20 protein-coding genes are annotated in these 16767 nt (G+C 67.2%); 11 read left to right on the plus strand and 9 right to left on the minus strand.

Going from position 1 to position 16767, the window contains the following annotated elements:
- Positions 1–648, minus strand: a 648-nt coding sequence (locus tag AU187_RS03945) for a DUF7159 family protein (RefSeq protein WP_502687730.1), incomplete at its 3' end; no start/stop codon positions are given.
- A 233-nt stretch (positions 649–881) separates the two neighbouring features.
- On the opposite strand from AU187_RS03945, the gene AU187_RS03950 reads away from it, so the two are divergent.
- Positions 882–2348 (plus strand): peptide MFS transporter, encoded by a 1467-nt coding sequence (locus tag AU187_RS03950; RefSeq protein WP_059098478.1) that lies wholly within the window; start codon positions 882–884, stop codon positions 2346–2348.
- 15 nt (positions 2349–2363) lie between these two features.
- Here AU187_RS03950 and AU187_RS03955 read toward each other — a convergent pair whose 3' ends face one another.
- Positions 2364–3314, minus strand: a complete 951-nt coding sequence (locus tag AU187_RS03955) for a threonine ammonia-lyase (protein WP_059098479.1) — start codon at positions 3312–3314, stop codon at positions 2364–2366.
- Positions 3315–3432: 118 nt separating this feature from the next.
- On the opposite strand from AU187_RS03955, the gene AU187_RS03960 reads away from it, so the two are divergent.
- The gene (locus AU187_RS03960; protein ID WP_059098480.1) at positions 3433–3810 is read left to right on the plus strand and encodes a thiol-disulfide oxidoreductase DCC family protein; all 378 of its coding nucleotides are present in this window, start codon (positions 3433–3435) and stop codon (positions 3808–3810) included.
- Positions 3811–3814: 4 nt separating this feature from the next.
- Positions 3815–4327, plus strand: coding sequence for a GNAT family N-acetyltransferase (locus AU187_RS03965; RefSeq protein WP_059098481.1), 513 nt, complete (start codon positions 3815–3817; stop codon positions 4325–4327).
- A 35-nt stretch (positions 4328–4362) separates the two neighbouring features.
- On the opposite strand, the gene AU187_RS03970 is transcribed toward AU187_RS03965, so the two are convergent.
- On the minus strand, positions 4363–5016 hold the full coding sequence (locus AU187_RS03970; RefSeq protein WP_059098482.1) for a TetR/AcrR family transcriptional regulator: 654 nt from the start codon (positions 5014–5016) through the stop codon (positions 4363–4365).
- A 61-nt stretch (positions 5017–5077) separates the two neighbouring features.
- On the opposite strand from AU187_RS03970, the gene AU187_RS03975 reads away from it, so the two are divergent.
- Positions 5078–5917, plus strand: a complete 840-nt coding sequence (locus AU187_RS03975) for an alpha/beta fold hydrolase (protein ID WP_059098483.1) — start codon at positions 5078–5080, stop codon at positions 5915–5917.
- Between the two features lie 74 nt (positions 5918–5991).
- Here AU187_RS03975 and AU187_RS03980 read toward each other — a convergent pair whose 3' ends face one another.
- Positions 5992–6879, minus strand: a complete 888-nt coding sequence (locus AU187_RS03980) for a cyclopropane mycolic acid synthase family methyltransferase (protein WP_059098484.1) — start codon at positions 6877–6879, stop codon at positions 5992–5994.
- 230 nt (positions 6880–7109) lie between these two features.
- On the opposite strand from AU187_RS03980, the gene AU187_RS03985 reads away from it, so the two are divergent.
- The 3 genes from AU187_RS03985 (at position 7110) to AU187_RS03995 (ending at position 8322) form a co-directional block, all read left to right on the plus strand.
- Positions 7110–7319, plus strand: a complete 210-nt coding sequence (locus AU187_RS03985) for an Rv3202a family protein (protein ID WP_059098485.1) — start codon at positions 7110–7112, stop codon at positions 7317–7319.
- 93 nt (positions 7320–7412) lie between these two features.
- Positions 7413–7757: a hypothetical protein gene (locus AU187_RS03990; protein WP_059098486.1), complete on the plus strand. Its 345-nt coding sequence runs from the start codon at positions 7413–7415 to the stop codon at positions 7755–7757.
- A gap of 100 nt (positions 7758–7857) precedes the next feature.
- Complete coding sequence (locus tag AU187_RS03995) at positions 7858–8322, plus strand: SRPBCC family protein (RefSeq protein WP_059098487.1); 465 nt, start codon at positions 7858–7860, stop codon at positions 8320–8322.
- A gap of 20 nt (positions 8323–8342) precedes the next feature.
- Here AU187_RS03995 and AU187_RS04000 read toward each other — a convergent pair whose 3' ends face one another.
- Positions 8343–9302, minus strand: a complete 960-nt coding sequence (locus AU187_RS04000) for an alpha/beta hydrolase (RefSeq protein ID WP_059098488.1) — start codon at positions 9300–9302, stop codon at positions 8343–8345.
- On the opposite strand from AU187_RS04000, the gene AU187_RS25860 reads away from it, so the two are divergent.
- From AU187_RS25860 to AU187_RS04020, 4 genes are all read left to right on the plus strand, one after another.
- Entirely contained in the window at positions 9301–10116 is an 816-nt protein-coding gene (locus tag AU187_RS25860) for a glycosyltransferase family 39 protein (RefSeq protein WP_231740255.1), read from the plus strand. The genes AU187_RS04000 and AU187_RS25860 overlap by 2 nt on opposite strands.
- 734 nt (positions 10117–10850) lie before the next feature.
- Positions 10851–11354 carry a Cif family virulence factor gene (locus AU187_RS04010; protein WP_059166253.1) on the plus strand — a complete coding sequence of 168 codons (504 nt, stop codon included), beginning with the start codon at positions 10851–10853 and terminating at the stop codon, positions 11352–11354.
- A gap of 44 nt (positions 11355–11398) precedes the next feature.
- Positions 11399–12718 (plus strand): cytochrome P450, encoded by a 1320-nt coding sequence (locus AU187_RS04015; protein ID WP_059098490.1) that lies wholly within the window; start codon positions 11399–11401, stop codon positions 12716–12718.
- Positions 12719–12789: 71 nt separating this feature from the next.
- Positions 12790–13890: an Rv2629 family ribosome hibernation factor gene (locus AU187_RS04020; RefSeq protein WP_059098491.1), complete on the plus strand. Its 1101-nt coding sequence runs from the start codon at positions 12790–12792 to the stop codon at positions 13888–13890.
- 16 nt (positions 13891–13906) lie between these two features.
- Here the strand turns inward: AU187_RS04020 and AU187_RS04025 are convergent, their stop codons facing one another.
- The 4 genes from AU187_RS04025 to AU187_RS04040 all read right to left on the minus strand — a co-directional run bounded on the left by AU187_RS04025 (position 13907) and on the right by AU187_RS04040 (position 16704).
- Positions 13907–14605 (minus strand): HAD family hydrolase, encoded by a 699-nt coding sequence (locus AU187_RS04025; protein WP_059098492.1) that lies wholly within the window; start codon positions 14603–14605, stop codon positions 13907–13909.
- The gene (locus tag AU187_RS04030) at positions 14602–15045 is read right to left on the minus strand and encodes a hypothetical protein (protein ID WP_059098493.1); all 444 of its coding nucleotides are present in this window, start codon (positions 15043–15045) and stop codon (positions 14602–14604) included. Before AU187_RS04030 ends, AU187_RS04025 begins: the two co-directional genes overlap by 4 nt.
- Positions 15046–15143: 98 nt before the next feature.
- Positions 15144–15542, minus strand: coding sequence for a hypothetical protein (locus AU187_RS04035; protein ID WP_059098494.1), 399 nt, complete (start codon positions 15540–15542; stop codon positions 15144–15146).
- A gap of 55 nt (positions 15543–15597) precedes the next feature.
- Positions 15598–16704: a glycosyltransferase gene (locus AU187_RS04040; RefSeq protein ID WP_059098495.1), complete on the minus strand. Its 1107-nt coding sequence runs from the start codon at positions 16702–16704 to the stop codon at positions 15598–15600.
- Positions 16705–16767 lie beyond the last annotated feature (63 nt).

The raw sequence follows: 16767 nt of genomic DNA on the forward strand, positions 1-16767 counted from the left end.
GGCGCCCCGGGCCAACGCCAGCTCGGCCTCGGCAGGTGCGAACACGGGCACCGACAGCATCTTCTCCAGCCGGGGCATCAGCGCGTCGAGACCGCCGCCCGACCCGACCAGGACCAGCGCCTCGGGCCGCCAGTCGGCCTTGGTGAAAACGGCGTTCAGCCAACCGGTCAACGACCTCTCGCTGTCGATCGAATGGTTGACCGCGGTCTGCACTGCGCCTTCGCGCGTGTTCACCACGAGCGCGATGGCGGTGTCGCGCTCGACGACGCACACCGCGGTGACATCGTTACCGATCATTTCGGCGAGACCCCAGGCCAACGCCTCCGACGCCTCTGGCAACTGAACCGGCATGACGTTGTCGAAGCCGCAGTGGCTCAAGGACCTGAGCAGCAGCGAGGCCTCGAGGTCGGCGTCGTCGCTCCACGTCACGCCGATCGCATGCAACCGGTGGCCACGGTTGACGGCGAGCGCCTCGGCACGTAGCACCGCCGCCGCCGCCTCATCGGAGGTCTCGCGCGGCGAGGACCGACGAGCGGGAAGAATCTCGATGGCATCGCGGTCGACGGTTGCGCCGTCGGCATCCTGTCCTTCGACGAGGACAAGGCCGACAGCAGAACGTGTCACCGACAGGCCCAGTACGGCGTCCACCCACACCCCTTCGGACGTCCATCCACCGGGGGTGACCGTAACAGCCGGGCGCGCCGCCGGCTCCGCCGGGCAGGGGACAGCGGGGCGGGTCGGCCGACGATTGCGTGAATCGAAATGTGCTGTGCCGCTTCAATCCCCTGTAAGCATCGGCTGCTCCCCTTTGCCCAGGCATCCGTTCGCAATCCCGGGTGATCACGCCCGGGACGCATACTCCCGTGGCAGGGTGACATCCCATGGCAGCAGTCGAGCAGACGGAAGGCGCGCCCAGCGGCCGCACGGTATTCGGGCACCCGATCGGCCTGACCAATCTGTTCGGAGTGGAGTTGTGGGAGCGGTTCTCCTTCTACGGGATGCTGACGATTCTCGGCTACTACCTCTACTACTCGGCCACCGACGGCGGCCTCGATCTTCCCCAGAGCACGGCCACCGGCATCGTCGGCGCCTACGGTGGCCTGGTCTACCTCTCGACGGTGCTCGGCGGGTGGATCGCCGACCGGATACTCGGTATGGAGCGCACCGTGTTCTACGGCGGCGTGGTGGTGATGTTCGGCCACATCGCCCTCGCGGTCGTGCCGGGGTTGGCGGGTGTGGCCGCGGGTCTTGTATTGGTCGCCCTGGGTTCTGGCGCGTTGAAGGCCAATGCGTCCTCCCTGCTCGGCACGCTCTACGACAAGGGCGATCCCCGCTGCGACGGCGGATTCACGCTGTTCTACCTGGGGATCAACCTGGGCGCGTTCACCGGCCCATTGATCACCGGGCTTCTGCAGACCCGCGTCGGCTTCCACTATGGATTCGGTGCGGCTGCCGTCGGCATGGCTTTGGGGCTGGCGCAGTACGTCGTGTTCCGGCGGAACCTGGGCGATCACGGTCGCCATATACCTAACCCGCTGCCGCACAGCGCCTTCGGTCGGGCAGCCGGCGTGGCGGTGGTGGGCATCGCGGTCATCGTCGTGGTCTTCGCAACCGGTGTGGTGCAGCTGTCGAATCTGTCGCAGGTCACGACCGGGGTCATCGTCGCGGCATCGTTGACCTACTTCGCGGTGATGCTCACCAGCGGGAAGGTCTCGGCCGTCGAACGAACCCGGGTACGCGCGTTCATTCCGCTGTTTGTCGCCAATGCGGTGTTCTGGTCACTGTTCCAACAGATCTTCACCGTGCTCGCCGTCTATTCCGATGAGCGGATGAACTGGTCGATCTTCGGATGGACCGCGCCATCGAGTTGGATCGGGTCGATCGAGCCGGTCTGGATCATCGCGCTCTCGCCACTTTTCGCGGTCCTGTGGACCCGGCTCGGCGATCGCGCTCCGACCACGCCCCGCAAGTTCGCGTACGGCGTCATCGGAATGGGGTGCGCGTTCCTGCTGTTTCTGCCGATGGCCGGCACTACCGGCCGCGCGGTGCCCGCGCTGTTCGTCGTCGGCGTCATGGCAGTGTTCGCGATCAGCGAGTTGCTGCTATCACCGATCGGGCTCTCGGCCACCACAAAGCTTGCGCCCGAGGCGTTCCGCGCCCAGATGATGGCTCTGTACTTCTTCTCGGTCGGCCTCGGCACTTCGATGTCGGGCGTGTTGGCCCGTTACTACGACCCCGCGCGCGAGTTCGTCTACTTCGGCGTCATCGGGGCGGTCGCGGTGGCGGCGGGCGTCGCGGTGTTCACGCTGGCGCCCTGGATCAGTCGCCACATGCAAGGCGTGCACTGACGGGCGCGCCGGCAGTCATGCGCCCAGAATATCTCGCAGCAAAGCAGACTCGATGTTACCGCCGGACACGATGATCACGGTCCGGCCCGCGGGGGCAGCCCCCTTACGGTACGCGGCCAGCGTGACGGCCCCGCTGGGTTCGCTCACCAGGTGAGCGCGCTGGACGAGTTCCACCACAGCCGAACGGATTTCGTCTTCGGTCACCGTGACGACGTCATCGAGTACATGCTGTAGATGGGCGAAGGTCAGATCGGAAGGTTGCGAGCGCAGGCCGTCGGCGATGGTGCGGTTGCGCGCTTCGATCGACCAGTCGACCCGGTGACCGGCGCGCAAGCCCTCTGCGGTGTCGGCCGCGAGTTCCGGTTCCACACCGATCACCCGGGCGTTGGGGCACAACGCTTTCACCGCCGTGCCGATACCGGAGGCGAGGCCCCCACCGCTGACCGGGACCAGGACCGTGTCGACCGTGGGCAGATCCTCGGCGATCTCCAGCCCGATCGTGCCCTGGCCCGCGATGATGTCGGGATGGTCGAAGGGCGGTATGAGCACGCCGCCGGTCTCCTCGACAACTTCGGCGGCGACCCGCTCCCGTTGTCCCGCAGCGCACAACACCACCCGCGCCCCGTGGCCGCGAGTGGCCGCCACCTTGACGTTCGGCGTCTCCTCGGGCATCACGATGTGCGCGGGCACCGCGTACATCGCCGCCGCGTACGCCACCGCCTGGGCGTGGTTTCCGCTCGAGTACGCCACCACTCCCCTGGTACGTACGGACTCGTCGAGATGACCGATCGCGTTGAACGCCCCGCGCACCTTGAACGCCCCGATCGACTGCAGGCTCTCCGGTTTGATCCAGAGCGGCCGCTCTTCGTCGTCTGCCCACGGCGCAGGCAGCAGCGGTGTGCGCAACACGAAGGCGCGGATGCGCGCGGCCGCCCGCTCGATGTCGTCCAGTGTCACCAGGTCCACGAACCCAGTGTGCCCCGGTCGGACGGCACGTCGGGCGACTTGCGCCCGAGCGTCGTGTCGGACGTGAGATCGGCAACTCCGCCGCAGATTTGCGGTGATCAGGGAGGACACTGGAGCTATGGCTGGAACCCTGTACTTCGACGGTAACTGCGGGATGTGTACCCGCGCGGTCTACACCATCGTGAGGTTGAACCGAACCGGAAACTTGCGCACCGAGACATTGCAGAGTCCCGACGCGCCGGAGCGCCTCGGAGTTCCATCGTCGCGGATCAGCGAAGCCGCCCGCTGGCTTGACGATTCCGGCGATGTCTACGCCGGCGCCGAGGCGATGAACGCGGCGGTGTCGGCCGCGCTGGGAGTTCGGCTACCCCTTCTGATCTACCGCATCCCCGGCATCCGCTCCCTGCAAGACGCCGTGTACCGGTACGTCGCGGGCCATCGGTATCGCTTCCCGGGTACGACGCCGTACTGCGAGTCGCATCCGGCCGCCTGCTGACACGATGCGCGCGACCGAATTGGCCATCCGGCCAACGCATGCCGGTGACCTCGGCGCGATCGGTGATATCTACGCACACTACGTCGAAAACGGTGTGGCGACATTCGAACTCACACGGCCGGACCACACCGAATGGGAGCGCCGATTCGGCGCCGTCGTCGAAGCAGGGTTACCGTTCGTCACCGCAACCATCGACGGCGAGATCGTCGGCTACGCATACTGCGGTCCGTGGAAGCCAAGACCCGCATACCGGCACACCGTGGAGGACTCGGTGTATGTGGCCTCCCATGCCGTCGGCCGCGGAATCGGCGGCAAGCTGCTCGACGCGTTGCTGACCGGCTGCGCCACGGCCGGTGTTCGTGAGGTGATCGCCGTCATCGTCGAAGCCGACGGGGCGACTTCGGTCGCATTGCACCGTAGTCGCGGTTTCGTCGAAGCCGGTCGGCTGACCGCCGTCGGGTTCAAGCACGGCCGATGGCTCGACACCGTGCTGCTGCAACGCAGCCTCGCGACCTGATCGGTGTCGACGCACCTGCGATTGGCCGGAGAACCTCAGGGGCGCAACCCCGCTCCATCGCTTCCGGCGATCCCGTCGAGCAGGCGGTCGCAGACGGCATCCATGTCGCGGCGCGCCTGCTCCCGATCGGCCGCCCGCGATACATAGAGTGCGGCCTCGTCGAGCGCGCCCAGCAAGACGTGCGCCGTGGCGCGCAGCGACTGGTCGGGTATGGCGCCCTCGGCGACGGCATGCGCGAGCATCGCCTCGATGACCCCGAGGCCGTACTTCATTCCCACCTCGCGCCAGCGCCCCCAGCCGAGCACCGCGGGCGCGTCGATCAAAACGATCTGCTGCACGTCGGGCTCGGCGCAGCCGTCGAGAAAAAGCCGAGCGCCGACCCGCATGGCCTCCAGCGGATCCAACGGCTGCCGTGCGCTTATCTCACGCGCGATGTCGGCGACCATGCCGCATTCGATCTCTTCGTACACCGCTTCGAACAGGCCGGCCTTGTCGCGGAACTGATGGTAGAGCGCGCCTCGGGTGACACCGGCGGCCGCAACGATGGCCTGGGTCGAGACGTCGGCGAACCCCTTGTCCGCGAACAGTTTCCGGGCTGCCCCCATCAGCTGAGCGCGCGTTGCGGCGGTGCGCTCTGCCTGGGTGCGGCGGCCGCGTGAGCCTGCGGCGGCCCGGTCATTGACTTTCATACAAGCTGCACGTAACTTTCATACTATCTGTTTGTAAGTTGTCACGGAAAGGATAGCGAACATGCCGCGATTGGCGCTGGAACAGTCCACGATCGATTACCGCGTGTTGGGTCCGGAAGATTCGCCACATCCGCCGGTGGTTTTCGTGCACGGCATCCTCGTCGACAGCCGTCTCTGGGACCGCGTGGCCGATGGGCTCGCGCGGCAGGGCTACCGCTGCTATCTGCCCACCTGGCCGCTGGGTTCGCACACGATTCCGGTGAATCCCGGTGTGGAGCTATCACCGCACACCGTGGCCGGAATGGTCGGCGATTTCATTGCCGCGCTGGGGTTGTCGGATGTGACGCTGGTCGGCAACGACACCGGGGGCGGGCTGTGCCAATTGGTCGTAGACGATGATCCCGAGCGCATCGGACGGTTGGTGCTCACCAATTGCGATGCGTTCGACAAGTTTCCGCCATTCCCCTTCAACGTGGTGTTCGCGCTGCTGCGCGGTCCGATTTCGATCAAGGTGTTGTTCAGCCTGATGCGGCTCACGGCGCTGCGTCATTCTCCGCTCGGCTTCGGCCTTCTGACACACCCGGATCCCCAGTTGACCGCGTCATGGCTGGAGCCCGCCCGCACCGACGTGCGGATCCGTCGCGATCTGGCGAGGCTGCTGCGTGCGGTCGCCGGGACGGACCTGGCGGATGTGGCCACGAGATTGCCGCGCTTCACCAAGCCGGTCACCCTGGTGTGGGGTCAGCGCGACCGCGCCTTCACGCCGGCGCTCGGCAGGCGCCTGGCCGCGTTGTTTCCGAACTCGACGCTGGTCGAGGTGCCCGAGTCCAGGACATTCGTGTCCCTCGACGCACCGAAGGCCCTGATCGACGCGATCTCGGAGCCGGTCTCGCTGCGCTGAGTTGATCCCTTCCTGGGTGAACCTTCGCGGTCTACAAGACCGCCACGGTTGCAACGGCTTTCGCGTTTGCGCCGTTAGCTTTTGGTCAGGGTGAACTGACAGACGTCGGTGTAACCCTCCCGGAACAGGTCGGCGCACCCGGTCAGGTACTTCATGTACCGGTCGTAGACCTCTTGGGACTGAATGGCGATCGCCTCGTCCTTGTGCGCCTCGAGCGCTGCGCTCCAGTGGTCCAGGGTGCGCGCGTAGTGCAACCGCAGGGGCTGCACGAGCCGGACGTTGAATCCGGCCTTGGTCGCGTGGTTCTTGACCGCCACCGGTTGTGGCAGGTCGCCGCCGGGGAAGATCTCGTCCATGATGAATTTGAAGAAGCGGATCTTGGTCATCGTGACGGGCAGGCCGCGGGCGGCGAATTCGTCGTCGTCGGGCTTGACGATGGTGTGCAGCATCATCACGCCGTCGCTGGGTAGCGCCTCGTAGGCCATCTTGAAGAACTCGTCGTAACGGTCGCGGCCGAAGTGCTCGAACGCACCGATGGACACGATCCGGTCGACCGGCTCGTGGAACTGTTCCCAGCCCTGCAGCAGGACCCGCTTGCTGCGGGGGCTGTCGAGCTCGTCGAGCACCTTCTGGACATAAGCCTGCTGGTTCTTGCTCAGCGTCAGGCCCACGACGTTGACGTCGTACTTCTCCAATGCGCGCTTGATCGTCGCGCCCCAACCGCAGCCGACGTCGAGCAGCGTCATCCCCGGCTGAAGTCCGAGCTTGCCGAGCGACAGGTCGATCTTGGCGAGCTGCGCTTCCTCGAGCGTCATGTCGTCGCGCTCGAAGTAGGCGCAACTGTAGGTCTGGGTGGGGTCGAGGAACAGCCGGTAGAAGTCGTCGGACAGGTCGTAATGCGACTGCACGTCCTCGAAATGCGGCGTGAGATTCTGGGCGGTGTCGGTCGATTTTTCTGGCACGGTAAGCCTCTGGCGTCGGAAGTGGTCAGGTTCGAAGCTCCGCACGGTTCGAGAGCCTCCCCCGTGGGTGGCAGTTTACGCACAGCGCCTGCCCGCAGACGTCATTGCCCTGGTCATAGGGCTGAGCCGCGACGTTCGAGCGCCAGGCGCCATGTGTCGTGCAGCTGGAACCGCACTATCCTGGCAGGTGCATGTCAGCAGTCCCTCGAGAAGTGGAACGGAGACCGATCATGACCAGACCTGACGGCCTCGCGTTCGGCGAAGCCATTCCCGAAGCAGATGTCGCAGAGCAGCGCATCCCGGTGGACCCGGGCGAGCAGGACACCTGGCTTGACGCCGCTGCGGCCTCGACGGCACACACGTGGGACGCCGACGAGGCGGATCTCATCGATCAGTCGATCGAGGTGCCGATTCCCGACGACGACCTCGAACTCGAGTAACGACGCCCGGTTCTGCGCGCAGTTTCCGCGCGCGTGGAGCACCGTCGGGCCGATCGGCTGCCACCACCCGCCGGTGGTAGTAAGCATGAGGCCATGGATTTGCGTGCAGAACTGTTGGAGACCCTCGACTTCGATCCCGGCGCGTCCCGTGTCTTCGGCCAGCCCTATGAAGCGGCCGACGGCACGACCGTCATTCCCGTCGCAGAGGTGCGGGGGCGGGCACGGCGCGGCGGTGAGGCGAACGTCAGGGTGCTGACCAAACCGGCCGGCGTATTCGTCGTCAAGGACGGCAAGGCCGTGTGGCGACCCGCGGTCGACGCGACGCGCATCGCGTTGACGGGCATTCTGGTCGGTCTGGTCTCGGCGACGCTTGCCGGGGTGGCGATGGTGCGTCGCCCACCGTGGCCCGATCTGTACGGGGACATCTCAACGCGGTAGCCGGAATCGGTTCAGGCGGTTCGGCGACGTGCAAGCCCTAGTGCATCCGAGCGAATGGACGTTAGGGTGCTGAAAACGCTTGCGAGAGAGCGAGGCATCGGTGGACGGAGCGGTGACGGTGTCGATGGCGGCGCCGGCGGAGCGGATCTGGGACCTGATCGCCGATGTGCGGAACACCGGCAAGTTCTCCCCCGAGGTGATGGAGGCCGAATGGCTCGGCGGCGCGACCGGCCCGGCACTGGGCGCCCGATTCCGCGGACACGTCAAGCGCAACGAGATCGGGCCGGTGTACTGGACGACATGTGAGGTGACCGCCTGCGAACCGGGCCGCGAGTTCGGGTTCGCGGTGCTCCTCGGCGACAAACCGGTGAACAACTGGCACTACCGGCTCACTCCCGTTGACGGCGGCACCGAAGTCACCGAGTCGTTCCGGCTGTCCGAATCGATACCGATGAAGGTGTTCTCGGTGTTGGGCGGTCAACTTCGACGCCGCCGCAACATCCGCGACATGCGCAAGACGCTCGAGCGCATCAAAGCCGTCGTCGAATCGCCCGACGGCGGTTGAGGCCGCGGCGCGGTCCGTGATCAGACGCTGCGCAGGCGACGTACGCGATCACTGATCGCCCGCTGCGATATGCCGGCGTTTCTGGCCAGCGCCTCGAACGCGTGCGGGCAGCCCGGGTACACGTGCAGCTCGGTGGGCACCCCGGCGTCGGCGAGGCGGCAGGCATAGGCGATGTCCTCGTTGCGGAAGATGTCGAGGTCACCCACGTCGAGGTAGGTGTCCGGGAGCTCGCCGAGGTCCGCGGCGCGCGCCGGCGCGGCGTACGGCGACACTGAATCGGTTCCCGCGTCCGCACCGAGCAACGCGCCCCAGCCGGTGGCGTTGTCGTCATAGGTCCACGTCAGAAACGGCATCAGGGCCGGATTTTGGACGCTGGGGCGGTCGTCGAGCATCGGGTAGATCAGAATCTGTGCGGCGATCGCCGGCCCGCCACGATCCCGCGCCAGGAGGCAGACAGCCGCGGCCAGGCCGCCACCGGCGCTGTCGCCCATCACGGCGATCCGGGCCGGGTCGACACCGAGCGTCGTGGCGTTTCCGGCCAGCCAGCGTAGCGCTGCAAAGCAGTCCTCGACCGGTTTCGGGTGCGGGTGCTCCGGGGCGACGCGGTAGTCGACGACGAGCATCGGCACGCCAGAGGCAGCGACGTAGTCGCGCACCGCCGCGTCGTACAGGCGGCCGATGTGTTCGAGCCCGAAGATCATTCCGCCGCCGTGCAGATACAGTGCTGCGCTGCCGGGTTGTGCCCCCGCTCGGTGGTACCAGCCGAGCGGCACCGTTGCGCCGTCCTCAGTGCGCAACGAGTACCGCGTGACTTCGACGCCCTCGGCGGGGTTCCATGCGGCGGCGACCGAGTCGAACATCCGGTGTCCGTTGACCCGCCGCGACTCGACGTCGCCCACCGGTGCGGGTTCGATGTCACCGACTGCGGCCAGAAGCGGCGCCATCTCCGCCAGCACCTGGGCGTCGATGCCGAGAGCCATGGCCCAGACACTAACGTGGCTGAACGTGTTTGTGGCCGAAGATCAGCGCATCGTCCCGTTCGCCACGGCAACGGTGCTCCCGATAGCCGGTCTGGCCGCCCTATTGCATTGTGTCGCTGGCGCATTGGGTAACGACTATTGGTTCGACGAGGTGTACATGTTGGCCATCGGCCGCCATCATCTGGACTGGGGGTCGGCCGATCAGCCGCCGGTTGTGCCGGCCCTGGCCGCAGTGATGGACACCATCGCGCCGGGGTCGTTGATCGCGCTGAGGCTGCCCGCGGTGGTGGCCACCGCGGCAGCTGTGGTGGTTGCGGGCCTGATCGCCCGTGAACTCGGATGTGACCGCCGCGCACAGGGTTTCACCGCCGCTGCCCAGGCGACGGTGATCTGGACCTCGCTGGCCGGTCACTGGCTGACGCCCTACAGCCTCGAACCTGTGCAGTGGCTACTGCTCATGTGGTTGCTGGTCCGCTGGATACGCCTGCGCGATGACCGCGTGCTTCTCGCGGCCGGCGTCGTGGTCGGTGTGGCGGCGTTGACGAAGTTTCAGGTGGTGTTGTTGTGCGTCGTGCTGCTGGGCGCGATTGCGGCGGTGGTCCGCGCGACCTTCTGCGCAGGCCGATGCTGTGGGCGGGGGCAGGGATCGCGCTGCTGCTCGCGGCACCGACATTGGTGTGGCAGTTCAACCACGGCTGGCCCCAGTTGCAGATGGCCCCGGTGGTGGCCGGCGAAGCGGAGGCGTTGTACGGCGGTAGATCCGGTATCGCCGTTCAGCTGTTGCTGTACGCCGGGGTGGCAGGTGTCGCGCTGATGGTCTACGGGCTGTGGCGGCTCCGCGATTTGCAGTTTCGCGACTACCGCTTCATCGGCGTCGCGTTCACCGTGCTCTTTGTGGTGTTCGTGGCGACCGCCGGACGGCCGTACTACCTGGCTGGGCTGTACGCGCCGCTGGCGGCGGTCGGCGCCCTGGCGTTGCAGCAGAGCCGTGAGGCTGGGTCGCGTCGCGTGCGCTGGCTGGTGTGGCCGGTGTACGCGGTGAGTGCGGCGTTGGCGGTTGGGACGCTGGTTCTTTCGGTGTCCATGGTGCGCGACGACGTCGGCGAGCAGATCGCCGCGGGCACGGCCGAGGCGTACCGGAACCTTCCTGCCGAACAACGCGAGCGCACCGCGCTGATCGGCGGGTCATACATCGTCGCGGCGTACGCCGACGGCTACGCCATGCGGTACGGATTGCCGGAGGCCTACAGCGTCAACCGCAGCTACGGCTACTTCCCGCCACCACCGCGGGACAAAGACACCGCCCTGTACATCGGAAAGGACCCCAGCGAGTTGAGCCGGTATTTCACCGATGTGCGGGTCGTGGGCGACGTCGGGGACGAGATGCGGGCGTTCTTGATGACCGGACGGCAGGAGTCGTGGGACCGAATCTATTCGCAATCACGGACGTTGACCGTGTCCTGATTCGGCCTCGCGGTGCGGACCGGTTTGGTAGAACCCGGTTGGACAGAACGACGCCAGTCAGCCGCGAAACCGAGGGAGCGTTCGATGGGTCAGTGGTCACGAGAAGAACTCGAGGACGCGTTCCGCGGCTACCAGGATGCGGTGGTAGACATCGGCCGGACCTGGAACTGGGCGAGCTACGCCGACCAGTTCACCGAAGACGCGACATATGTCGAGCATGCGCTCGGCAACATGTCCGGTCGCGAGGCGATCCGCGACTGGATCGTCCCGACGATGAACACCTTCCCGGGCAGCGAAATGCCGTTCTATCCCGTCGAGTGGTACTCGATCGACGTCGACAAGGGCTGGGTCATCAACCGGAACGTCAACACGATGAAGGATCCCGGCGACGGCAGCGTGCACGGCACACCGGTCATCACCGTGCTCAGGTATGCCGGTGACGGCAAGTGGAGCTACGAGGAGGACGCCTACAACCCGATGAACTTCCTGGTGATGGTGCAGGGCTACATCCAACGCTGCCATGAGCTCGGCACGATCTCCGACGACGCCCGGGTGTTCGCCGGAAACATGAACTGGCAGCTGTCCTAACGAATTTCCGCTTCTGCGGCCGCACACGGCCTACTCTCGGGAGGGTGGGTATCGCGACGCCGCACACATCTGGAGTACAGCTGGCCCGGGCGAACGGCACAGCGCCGCCGCAGGTGCCGTTGTCCGACATCGACCTGGGCTCCTGGAAGTTCTGGGTGCAATCCGACGACTTCCGAGACGGCGCGTTCGCCACGCTGCGCCGCGAAGCGCCGGTGTCGTTCCATCTTCCGCTCGAGACACCCGGTGTTCAGGAGGGGCCCGGGCACTGGGCGATCACCCGGTTCGACGACGTCTGGTACGCAAGCCGTCATCCGCACATCTTCAGCTCGAGCCCGAGCATCACGATCAATGACGCCAACCCGGAACTGTCGGAGTACTTCGGCTCGATGATCGTGATGGACGACCCGCGTCATCTGCGGCTGCGCAACATCGTCAGCCGGGCGTTCACCCCGCGAGTGGTGGCGCGCACCGAGGCGTCGGTCCGCGACCGGGCCCGCCGTCTCGTCGAGGCGATGATCGCCGAACATCCCGACGGTCACGGCGAAATCGTCGGGGAGCTGGCGGGGCCGCTGCCGCTGCAGGTGATCTGCGACATGATGGGCATCCCGGAGGACGATCACCAGCAGATTTTCCACTGGACCAACGTGATTCTCGGCTTCGGCGACAAGGACATCGCGCAGGACTACGAGGAGTTCGTCAAGGTCGCGATGGACATCGGCGCCTACGCGACCGCCCACGCCGAGGACCGTCGGGCGCGTCCGCAGGAAGATCTGACGACCGCCCTGGTGCAGGCCGAGGTCGACGGTGAGCGGCTGACGTCGGCGGAGATCGCATCCTTCTTCATCTTGCTCGTCGTCGCCGGCAACGAGACCACCCGCAACGCGATCAGCCACGGCGTGCTGGCGCTCACCCGCTATCCCGAGGAGCGGGCGCGGTGGTGGGCAGATTACGAAACCCTGGCCCCCACGGCGGTCGAGGAGATCGTCCGGTGGGCCTCGCCGGTGATCTACATGCGGCGCACGCTCACCGAGGACTGTGAACTGAGCGGCGTCAAGATGGCCGCCGGCGACAAGGCCACGCTGTGGTACTGCTCGGCGAACCGCGACGAGGACAGGTTCGCCGACCCGTGGACATTCGACGTGGGGCGTAACCCCAATCCCCATGCCGGGTTCGGCGGCGGTGGCGCACATTTCTGCCTGGGCGCGAATTTGGCCCGGCGTGAGATCAGCGTCGTCTTCGAGGAACTGCACCGGCGGATACCTGACATCGCCGCGACCGAGGAACCGGCGCGGCTGCTGTCGCCGTTCATCCACGGGATCAAGCGCTTACCGGTGTCCTGGACACCTCCGTCACCGCCTGAGTGAAACCGAGCCGCTCGCGTGGCCGTCCCCGGGAAAACCTGTGTCGTCGGCTGCTCGACGGGTAACCAACGGCCATGCAACCCGAACACTTCCGCACTTTGCTGACCTCGAACGGCCCATACGCGTCGGTGTACTTCGACGATTCGCACAACACAGCCGACGCGGCCGCGCAGATGGAGTTGAAGTGGAGGTCGCTGCGTGAGCAACTCGAGCAGCAGGGCGCCGATCCGGCGGTGACGCAGAGCATCGAACAGGCCGTCGTGGAGACCACTCCGCCGGTCGGACCCAGCGGCCGGGCCGTGGTGGCGAGCCGCGACGGCATCCTGGTCAACGAGCACCTCATCCGGCCGATCAGCCCCGTCGTGCGCGTCTCGTCGCTGCCCTACATCGTCCCGGTCGTCGAACACGCCCTTGACCGGCCGACATACGCGGTGGTGATCGTCGACCACGAGGGTGGCGACATCACGCTGTACCGCGAGGGCACCGCGGTGTCGGACACGGTTGACGGTGATGCGTACCCGGTGCACAAGGCGTCAGGGGCGGAGACACCTGGCTACGGCGATCCGCAACGCGCCGCCGAGGGGGCGCGCCAACAGAACATCCGCGCGGTCGCGGGCGAGCTCACCACCTTGGTCGACGACGCCGGACCGGAGGTGGTGTTCGTCGTCGGCGAAGTTCAGTCCCGCACCGATCTTGTCGCGCACCTGCCCGAACGGGTCACCGCCCTGGTCGTCGACGTGAATGTCGGCGCGCGGCACAGCGGTTTCGACGACGCAGACCTGCAGCACGCGATCGACCAGGAGTTCCAACACCGCCGCCTGGCCGCGATCGACGATGCCGCACAACGGTTCAGCGCAGAGTCGGGCCGAGGTGAAGGCCTGGCGACCGAAGGCCTCGACGGCGTCACCGCGGCCCTGCGGGCCGGGGCGGTCGAGACGCTGATCATCGGCGACGTCGGTGATGCGACCGTCGTCGCCGGTGACGACCTCGCGACGATCGCACCGAATGCCAACGTGCTCTCCGAACTCGGGACGGCTCCGACCCAGACCCTTCGCGCAGACGAGGCGCTCCCGATGGCGGCGATCGCGACCGGTGCCGCGTTGATCCGCACCGATGAGCGCATCGCGCCGGCCGACGGCGTCGCGGCGATCCTGCGGTACGCGCTGCCCCGCTGACCGCCGCAGCTGCCGCTCAGCGGGCGCCGACGATATTGGCCAGCGCCGCGATCGAAGTGTCGTCGAGGTGCTGGCACAGCTCGAGAGGATGTTCGAAAACCCGTTGTGCCCCAGACTTTTCGAGCTCTGAACGGGACACTCCCCCGCTCAGCACCCCGATGCTGCCGACTCCGGCGCGCCGACAGGCCTCCATATCCCACACCGTGTCGCCCAGGAAGACGGCGTGCGAGGCCGTCACCCCGGCGCGCTCGAGCGCGATCTCGATGATGTCGGGTTCGGGTTTGGCGGTGTCCACGTCCTTCGACGACGTCACCGCGAACACCAGGTGGTCGCAGTCGAGCACCTCGCGCAGGACCGACAACTCCTCCTCCGGAGCCGAGGTCGCCAACACGACCCGGATGTCGAGCTTGTGGACGGCTTCGAGCAGTTCCCGCGCACCCGGCAACCGTCTGAGATGGGGTGCCAGTTCCTTGTAATAGCGCGAGTGCAGATCCTTGGCCTGCTCACGCGCTGCCTCGCCGGCTGCCCCGGCCAGGGTGTTGACCAGCGTCGTGCCGTCCATCCCGATCGAGCGGTGGATGCGCCAAGCCTCAACGGGGTGGCCGGCCTCCTCGAACGCCCGGTACCACGCGTACACGTGCAGGTAGTTCGAGTCGACCAGCGTGCCGTCGACGTCGAACAACACCGCCGACGTGGTCTTCGCCCGGCCGGTCACGGACGGCGCTGTTCGGGTGCCCGGGTGTGGTCGGAACGGGTGGGTGGATCCGCCGGTGTCCCATCGGCTGAGGTGGCGGCGGCATCCGTGGTGCCGGCCCTGGGGTCGAGAGCGTCGGCGCGGGCGCGTTGTTCGTTGAGTTCGTCGCGCTTGGTGGTCACGTCGTCGCGATGCGTGCGGGCGGCGTCCTGCAGCCGGGCCGCCTCGGCCGCCTTCGCCTCCGCCTCCGCCTGCGCGGCGCGGGCCCGTGCCTCGGTCTCCTGGGCCACGTTCTCGCGCTTGTCGACGTGCTGGGTCTTCTGGTCGATCTCCGCCCGGAGCCGGTCGGCCTCCATGCGGCGGCGCTTGGTGCGCGCATTGCGTGCCAGGAACGCCACCAGCGCGATGACGGCGATCACCGCGATGGCGACGACGATCCACACGATGACGTTGCTATCCATGTCGGCTCCTTCGATCGGTCGAGCCGGCTCATTGACGAACCCGCTAATTCTGCGGGTAACCGGGCGCAGGCCCGGTTAAACGGGGTGGGCCGCAGTCGCTACAGCGTCGCGGTCAGCGGGCCGGCCGGCGCGCAGACCGGTTGCGGCGGGTTACCCGTCGTCGAGCAACCTCGACCGGTGGCGACATAGGTGGCGCCGGGCTGGTGCGGCGAGAAGTACACCCGCGCCGGCAACAGCCCGTTGTTCTGCTCGCACCGCCCGGGGCCCTGGCCACCCTGCAGTTGGACGCAGGCGATCGATTGATACGGGATGGCGCCGTCGCATCCCGCCGGTGACATCGTCACGGCCACCATGGCGGTGCCCGAGACTTCGACGACGTGTGGCGGGGACAGCGTGTAGGTGCACGGCGGCGTCTGGGGATCGGCGCCCGCCGCGGCGGTGATCGGTAGACAGCTCAGGGCGACGGTGAGGACCGAAACCATCAGCGACCTGATCATTCCCAGATCCTAAGCCACCCTGGGCGCGTAAATGGCCGTCTCGCCGCGGTTTGCGTCAGCGCACGCCCAGCGCCTGCAGCATGCCGGTCGCGGCCCTCGGCCAGGTGAACTGTTCGGCGCGGCGGCGGGCCTCGTTGCGACGCACCGTTTCCGGACGGCTGATGACCGACGCGACGGCGTTCGCGATCGCGACCGGGTCGTTGTCGGCGGCCGCTCCGCTTTCGGCGTCCAGGATCTCGGTGAGCGCCGACGTACGCGACACCACCGCTGGTGTCCCACACGCGAGCGCTTCCAGTGCGGCCAGCCCGAACGTCTCGTGCGGGCCGGGCGCCAACGCGACGTCGGCGGTCGCCAGGATCGTTGCGACGGTGTCGCGGCAGCCGATGTAGCCGGTGAAGTCGACGGGCAGACGCGCGGCCTGCCGTTCGAGCCGCGTCCGCAGCGGCCCGTCCCCCACGACGACGAGCCTGGCGTCGACGCCCGTGGCGCGCAGTGCCGCAACGGTGTCGATGCTGCGGTGGGCATGCTTTTCCACCGACAGGCGACCGCAATGCACCAGCAGCGTCTGCTCCGGGGCGGCCCAGCGTTTCCGGACCGACGCGGAGCGGTGGCGGGGATGGAACTGGTCGAGGTCCACCCCCAGCGGCACGGTGAACACATTCGAGGCGTGGATGCGGTCGAACTCGTCACGCGCGAACCCCGTCGTACACACCACCGCGTCATAACTTTGGGCGGTGCGACGGTTCGCGATGTCGGCGACCATGCGCGCGGCCCGCTTCGGAAGCACCTGCCCGACAAGGCGATCGAGCCGCTCATGCGAAATCATCACCGTCGCGACGCCGTGATGTCGGCCCCAAGCGCCCAGGGAACGCAGCGTGAGCCGATCCGACACCTCGACGGCATCGGGGGTGAGCTGTTCCAGCAGTGCGGTCACCGGACCGGGCAGCGCCGCGCGATACCCGCCCGTGAACGGAATACCGCGCGCGGGCAACGAGATCCGAACGACTCCTGACGGCAGCCGCCGCGACTCGGGGCGTGCTCCCGGCACGACAAGGTAAACCTCGTGACCGCGTGCGCAGTATTCGGCACCGAGTCGGTCGACCGCCGTGCGTAGGCCGCCCGAGCGCGGGCCGTAGAAGTTCGCTACCTGCACAACCCGCATGCGCTCAATGTGACCGCGGTGCGTGTGCGGTCACCAACGAGGCGATGACGCTCGGGCGAAGTG

The organism is Mycobacterium sp. IS-1556 (assembly GCF_001499985.1).
Taxonomy (GTDB): Bacteria; Actinomycetota; Actinomycetes; order Mycobacteriales; family Mycobacteriaceae; genus Mycobacterium.

Excerpts from the sequence above, each read along its gene's own strand:
- AU187_RS04020 (WP_059098491.1), top strand. The coding sequence starts at position 12,790 with ATGCAACCCGAACACTTCCGCACTTTGCTGACCTCGAACGGCCCATAC.
- AU187_RS03965 (WP_059098481.1), top strand. The coding sequence starts at position 3,815 with ATGCGCGCGACCGAATTGGCCATCCGGCCAACGCATGCCGGTGACCTC.
- AU187_RS03950 (WP_059098478.1), top strand. The coding sequence starts at position 882 with ATGGCAGCAGTCGAGCAGACGGAAGGCGCGCCCAGCGGCCGCACGGTA.
- AU187_RS03970 (WP_059098482.1), bottom strand. The coding sequence starts at position 5,016 with ATGAAAGTCAATGACCGGGCCGCCGCAGGCTCACGCGGCCGCCGCACC.
- AU187_RS25860 (WP_231740255.1), top strand. The coding sequence starts at position 9,301 with ATGGCCCAGACACTAACGTGGCTGAACGTGTTTGTGGCCGAAGATCAG.
- AU187_RS04040 (WP_059098495.1), bottom strand. The coding sequence starts at position 16,704 with ATGCGGGTTGTGCAGGTAGCGAACTTCTACGGCCCGCGCTCGGGCGGC.
- AU187_RS04035 (WP_059098494.1), bottom strand. The coding sequence starts at position 15,542 with ATGATCAGGTCGCTGATGGTTTCGGTCCTCACCGTCGCCCTGAGCTGT.
- AU187_RS03990 (WP_059098486.1), top strand. The coding sequence starts at position 7,413 with ATGGATTTGCGTGCAGAACTGTTGGAGACCCTCGACTTCGATCCCGGC.
- AU187_RS04010 (WP_059166253.1), top strand. The coding sequence starts at position 10,851 with ATGGGTCAGTGGTCACGAGAAGAACTCGAGGACGCGTTCCGCGGCTAC.
- AU187_RS03960 (WP_059098480.1), top strand. The coding sequence starts at position 3,433 with ATGGCTGGAACCCTGTACTTCGACGGTAACTGCGGGATGTGTACCCGC.
- AU187_RS03985 (WP_059098485.1), top strand. The coding sequence starts at position 7,110 with ATGACCAGACCTGACGGCCTCGCGTTCGGCGAAGCCATTCCCGAAGCA.
- AU187_RS04030 (WP_059098493.1), bottom strand. The coding sequence starts at position 15,045 with ATGGATAGCAACGTCATCGTGTGGATCGTCGTCGCCATCGCGGTGATC.
- AU187_RS04000 (WP_059098488.1), bottom strand. The coding sequence starts at position 9,302 with ATGGCTCTCGGCATCGACGCCCAGGTGCTGGCGGAGATGGCGCCGCTT.
- AU187_RS03975 (WP_059098483.1), top strand. The coding sequence starts at position 5,078 with ATGCCGCGATTGGCGCTGGAACAGTCCACGATCGATTACCGCGTGTTG.